The sequence below is a fragment of the Elusimicrobiota bacterium genome (assembly GCA_016788905.1).
Taxonomy (GTDB): Bacteria; Elusimicrobiota; Elusimicrobia; order FEN-1173; family FEN-1173; genus JADKHR01.
This window is the reverse complement of the sequence record JAEURZ010000039.1, coordinates 1-5979: the sequence shown is the minus strand read 5'-3', so window position 1 is coordinate 5979 and position 5979 is coordinate 1. Positions and strand designations below refer to the sequence as shown.

General features: G+C 51.8%; 4 protein-coding genes. 3 read left to right on the top strand and 1 reads right to left on the bottom strand.

What is annotated here, in order from left to right; genetic code table 11:
- The first annotated feature begins 300 nt into the window (after positions 1–300).
- The gene (gene metH, locus JNK54_10665) at positions 301–3750 is read left to right on the top strand and encodes a methionine synthase (protein ID MBL8024720.1); all 3450 of its coding nucleotides are present in this window, start codon (positions 301–303) and stop codon (positions 3748–3750) included.
- 9 nt (positions 3751–3759) lie between these two features.
- On the opposite strand, the gene JNK54_10660 is transcribed toward metH, so the two are convergent.
- Positions 3760–4929, bottom strand: coding sequence for an ATP-binding protein (locus tag JNK54_10660; GenBank protein ID MBL8024719.1), 1170 nt, complete (start codon positions 4927–4929; stop codon positions 3760–3762).
- Between the two features lie 94 nt (positions 4930–5023).
- Here JNK54_10660 and JNK54_10655 point away from each other — a divergent pair, with 94 nt between their 5' ends.
- Both JNK54_10655 and JNK54_10650 read left to right on the top strand, forming a co-directional pair.
- Entirely contained in the window at positions 5024–5098 is a 75-nt protein-coding gene (locus tag JNK54_10655) for a hypothetical protein (GenBank protein ID MBL8024718.1), read from the top strand.
- A 516-nt stretch (positions 5099–5614) separates the two neighbouring features.
- Positions 5615–5979, top strand: a 365-nt coding sequence (locus tag JNK54_10650; GenBank protein MBL8024717.1) for a hypothetical protein, incomplete at its 3' end; no start/stop codon positions are given.

Sequence of the window (5979 nt, the reverse complement as noted above, 5' to 3'; positions counted from 1 at the left end):
CCCCTCAATGCTTTTCGTTGTCGACAGTAAATGCGCAATATTTTATTTCAAAAGGGCTTGTCCCCCTGAACGGTTACAAAGTTCTAAGTGAACCCCGAATCCCCAGTGGAGCGCGAGGACCGACTCGGCGCATTGCGCCCTCCCCTGATCCAGCTGGAAAATTTGGGTCAACACAGTATCCTCTCTTCCTCTGAATGGGGGCCTCTCCTTTGTGGTTTATATTGAAATGTCACCCCGAAGGGTTGAGTTTTTAGCGGCGAAACGCCTGGTGAGACCCAAATCTTGGTATTATTGACGTTCATGAACGACCTCGAACGATTGATCCAAGAAAAAATCCTTGTTTTGGACGGAGCCATGGGGACAGCTCTCCAAAAAATGAACTTGACGGCTGAGGATTTCGGTGGCCCCTCTTTTGAAGGGTGCAACGAGAATTTGGTGTTGACCAAACCCGACGCGATTTCCGCGGTGCATGAATCCTATTTGAAAGCCGGGGCGGACATCATCGAGACGAACAGTTTTGGGTCCACGCCCATCGTTTTGGCGGAATACGATCTTGAAAACAAGGCCTTGGAAATCAGTCGCTTGTCCGCACGGCTGGCGAAAAAAATGGCCCATCAATATTCCACCGCAACGAAACCCCGCTTTGTGGCCGGTTCTGTGGGGCCCACCACCAAATCCCTTTCCCTCACGGGGGGCGCCACCTTTGAAGAGCTCGTGGATAATTTTCGAGTTCAGGGAATCGGTCTTTTGGAAGGTGGGGTGGATCTCTTCTTAGTGGAAACCGCCCAGGACAGTTTAAATATTAAAGCCGCATTGATCGGATTGGATCGCGCCATGGCCGAAGCCGGACGGCGGGTGCCTGTCAGTGTTTCGGCCACCATCGAATTGATGGGGTCTACGTTAGGGGGGCAAGGAATCGAGGCCCTCTATTATTCCTTCCAACAACGAAACCTTTTCTCCCTGGGAATCAATTGCGCGACGGGCCCTGATTTCATGACGGACCACATCCGCAGCTTATCGGAAATTTGCCGGTGGGGTGTCTCCTGTTATCCCAACGCGGGCTTACCAGACGAGGAAGGACGCTACAACGAAACCCCGGAAATGATTACCCAGAAGCTGGAACGGTTTGTGGACAACGGGTGGGTCAACCTTCTGGGGGGATGTTGCGGCACCACCGATGAGCACATTCGATTGATCTCTCAAATGGTGGAAGGGAAAAAGCCCCGTCGTCCGGGAGGGGGATCGCGTTTTTCGCTTTCCGGGTTGGATCCTCTCGTGGTGACCGATGAGATGCGCCCGGTGATAGTGGGCGAACGGACCAACGTGATTGGGAGTCGTAAGTTTAAGGAAATGATCGTGGCGGGGGCCTTTGAAGAAGCCTCGGAGATCGGGCGACGCCAGGCTCGGGCAGGAGCCCAAATCATCGACGTCTGCTTGGCCAATCCGGACCGAAACGAACAGTCGGATTTAGTGGAGTTTTTAGGATTTTTAACTAAAAAAGTTAAGACGCCCCTCATGATTGATAGCACGGACACAGCGGTGATGGAGGCCGCTCTTAAACTTTGTCCGGGACGGGCCGTTATCAATTCCATCAACTTGGAAGATGGGGAAGAGCGCTTTGCGAGCGTGACCCCTCTCTTGCGAAATTACGGGGCCGCGGTGGTGGTGGGGTGTATCGACGAAGATAAGGCCCAGGGGATGGCGGTGACTCGCGAGCGAAAACGTAGTGTTGCCAAGCGGTCCTTTGATCTTTTGACCGGGAAATACGGGCTTGCCCCTGAGGACATTGTCTTTGATCCTCTGGTTTTCCCCGCAGCCACGGGGGACAAAAATTACATTGGGGCTTCTCGGGAGACCATTGAAGGGGTGCGGTTGATCAAAGAAGCGTTCCCCCAATGTAAAACGATTTTGGGGATCAGCAACGTTTCCTTCGGCCTTCCGGAATCGGGCCGGGAAGTGTTGAACGCTGTTTTCCTTCATGAATGTGTCCAAGCGGGGTTGGACTTCGCCATCGTGAACGCGGAAAAATTAGCCCGATACGCGTCCATCCCGAAAGAAGAAATTGCTTTGGCCCGGGCGGTCCTGTTTGCGGGGCCCGAAGAATCCCGGTCGGCCGTGGAGGTCTTCACCGCCCATTTTCGCGGTAAAGCCGCTGTTCAAAAAGCGGCGCCCGTTCGGTTGGGAACTCCGGAAGAACGTATCGCCCAAAACGTCTTGGAAGGCTCAAAAGAAGGGTTGATCCCGGATTTGGAGGCTCTCTTGGAAAAGGGGGAAAAACCCCTGGCCATTGTGAACGGGCCGCTCATGAAGGGGATGGATGCCGTGGGTCGTCTTTTCGCCAAGAACGAATTGATCGTGGCCGAGGTCCTCCAATCGGCCGAGGTCATGAAGGCGGCGGTGGCTCACCTGGAACCCAAAATGGATAAGGCCGACGCCGCATCGCGAGGAACACTGCTTTTGGCAACGGTAAAAGGCGATGTCCACGACATTGGGAAAAACCTAGTCCACATCATTCTAAAAAATAATGGGTTCCGCGTTGTGGATTTGGGGATCAAATGCCCGCCGGAAGATTTGATTCGCGCGGTGAAGGAACATCGGCCCGATATGGTGGGGCTTTCAGGGTTATTGGTCAAATCAGCCCAGCAGATGGTGGCCACGGCAGAAGACATGAAAAACGCGGGGGTTCAACTCCCCGTGTTGGTCGGGGGCGCCGCTCTTTCAGAAAAATTCACCTCCACGAAGATCGCCCCTTCCTATGGAGGCGGGGACGTCTTTTACGCGAAAGACGCCATGGCGGGGTTGGATTTAGCCAACCGGCTGATGGGGAAAGAAACTCGGGAGACGCTTGTGAAGGCCAACCGGGTTCGCCAGGAGGATCTTCGTGAGGGGGCTGTCGCTGCGACCCCGAAGCCCGCCGGACCCCGAGCGATTATTTCTCACGGTGAAACGTCGCCTACGCCTCCGGACCTGAAACTTCATGTGTTGGACGATTTTAGAGTGGAAGACATTTTTCGGTACATTAACCCCGTCATGTTGTATGGAAAACACCTGGGATTGCGTGGCACCATCCAAAAACTTTTGGACGCTGGGGACGAAAAAGCGATCAAACTACATCAAGACGTCACTTCGCTTCAAGACGAAATTATAGCCAAGGGACTCATCAAACCCAAAGCCACCTGGCGATTTGTCTCGGCCGAAAGTGCCGGGGACGATTTGCGCGTCTACGATTCCCCGGGAACCGTCGAGCCCCTAACGACTTTTTCATTCCCCCGCCAGTCCTCGGGAGAGGGGTTGTGTCTAGCGGATTTTGTTCGACCCGGTTCAACTGGAAAACGGGATTTCGTGGCGTTCTTCGTTGTGACCTGTGGCCAGGGGATTATGGATTTGTCTCGTGAATGGCGGGAAAAGGGGGATTATCTCAAATCCCACGCGATTCAATCGATTGCCATCGAATCCGCCGAGGCCTTTGCGGAACTGTTGCACGAACGATTGCGGGCCATGTGGGGATTTCCCGACGCCTCCACCCTCACGCTTTCCGATCGATTTCAATCGAGGTATCGGGGCACGCGGGTGAGTTTTGGTTACCCCGCCTGTCCCGCCCTCGAAGATCAGGAAAAACTATTTCACCTTTTAAAACCATCATCCATTGGTGTCACTTTGACTGAAAACCATATGATGGAACCAGAAGCCAGTGTTTCCGCCCTGGTTTTTCACCACCCCCAATCGCGCTATTTCAGCGTTGGGGAATAATCCCTGTTCTCAAATACCCAACGCCGCGAGTCCCTGAGACCAGGGAAACACATCGACTCCGTTTACTTTTCGTGGAACAGGTTCATGGGAGAAGACAAAGGCTTCCGCGTGGGCAAAATCTTTTTTGAACGATTGAAGTCGATGGATCTCGGTGTCCGAGACCAACCGCGAGGACTTTAGTTCCAGCAAAACGGTTTTATCCCCCGGGCGCTCAATGATTAAATCGATTTCGGCGCTTTCGGAAGACGTCCGAAGATAAGAATAGCGCCATTCTTTTCCGAGATATTCCGCGCGCCGACGAATTTCAAGAATGACGAAATGCTCAAACGCTTTTCCGTAGGCCGAACTGCCTTCCACCAAGGGGGCGGTCCCCATCCCTTGAAGAGAGCGGGCCACCCCTGTGTCAAAGAGATAAAACTTGCTGGACTCGCGTTGGCGTTTTCGAATGGAGTGGTGGTAGGGCTCCAGAAAAAAACCAATAAGTGTGTCTTCCAGAATAGAGAAATAACTGCGCACGGTCATATCGTCCACGCCAGCGTCACGGGCCATGCGGCTGTAATTGATGATCTCGCCGTTCATCTGTCCCAGGGTCGGCAGGAATCGTAGAAAGGGCGGCATTTTTCGAACCACTTGCTCCGCCACAATTTCTTCCTTGAGATAGGTCGAGACGTAAGCGCGCAAATACGCCGCGCGCTCCTCAATGGTCACGAGAGGAATAACATCCGGCAACGTCCCGTGGGACAGGGCGGCGGCAAGGTCGAAAGTTTTTCCCAGTTCCTTTTCGGTGAGGGGATAGAGGTGGTGCACGAGGGCTCGTCCCGCCAAGAGATTGGCTTGTCCCCTTTTCAATTTGCGCGCGCTCGACCCTGTCAGGGCAAATCGCACGCGTTTCGAAAATATCTGACGATGCACCTCATCCAACAGTTTGGGCACTTTTTGAACTTCGTCAATAATAACCCACTGGACTGTTTTGGGGAGGCCTTCCACAACTTGTCCCAACAAGCCAGGTTTTGTGGAAAATCGTACGTATTCGTCGTCCTGTAAAAGGTCAATAAAAAAAGCATCGGCCGGCTTCTTTTGAGGAAAGAGTGCTTTTAATAGGGTGGATTTCCCCGTGCCACGGGCGCCAAAAAGCAAAAAACTCATGGATTTCGAAATTTTCAGCGATCTTCCGAACATGATATGGAATTGTATGACATATTCCGATCAGTATCAACAATAAGATCAGGTTTTTCGTACCTCTTTATCCCTTTTAAGGAATTTCCCTCGCCCTTTGGAACCAGAAGCCAGTGTTTCCGCCCTGGTTTTTCACCACCCCCAATCGCGCTATTTCAGCGTTGGGGAATAATCCCTAAAAATAATTTCCAGGTCACCCACCCATTTTTTTTATCTCGTTTATTCTCTTTTTGCCGGTAATCCCTATTTATAAACCCCATTAACTGATGCATCGTAACCCGTAAGGAACGATAGATTCACGTTTGGATTTGTGAGGGTATAGAGGCACAATCTCTCTGGCTACTCGACCGTTATGAACTCAATGTCTCAGAAATAAAAATCAATAATGGCCAAGTGTAGGGAGGATTGGTGGGATGTGTGAGTTCGGATGTTAGTTGATTAGTTGAGAACGTCCACCTTATTACCAAAAAGTTTTTCCAATAGACAATCAACTGTGTGTTCGGAAACCCGCAGGTGAGCGGAGAGGGGCACTCCTTTTTTATATGGCCAAGGTGCCAGGATCTCTGCGTCTGGCGGATCCTTTGGGCCAACCGGGAGTGTGGGGTCCATGGTGATTTCTGTTTCTTCTTATTTGACCGTTCTATATTTCCCATTGAAAAAATGTATTTTCTGATGCATAGTAAACAGTATGAATGTCAGCGATTTCTTTAAACGACTGGCCCATTTGGGTTTTTTGGTTTTTGTTTCCGTGTTGCGGGCGGGGGATGTCCCTCTCTCCGACGGACAGAACGCTGAAAATTTGGTGGGTCAAACGGATGTTGGGGGAAATCCGGTTTATACCCAGGGTTCTCCCTATAACAGTCAGCGGCTCGACGGATTGAACCGGCCTTACGACGTGGCCGTGGACACCGTTACCCATCGCTTGTTTGTGGCAGATACCATTTCATCCCGTGTATTGGAATATGACCTCAACTCCAGCAATGTTTTGGTGGACCGTTCACCTGACCATGTTCTGGGACAAACAAGTTTTTATTGGAATAATGGTGGTATTAG

Coding starts and splice junctions, on each gene's coding strand:
- metH (MBL8024720.1), top strand. CDS start 301: ATGAACGACCTCGAACGATTGATCCAAGAAAAAATCCTTGTTTTGGAC.
- JNK54_10660 (MBL8024719.1), bottom strand. CDS start 4,929: ATGTTCGGAAGATCGCTGAAAATTTCGAAATCCATGAGTTTTTTGCTT.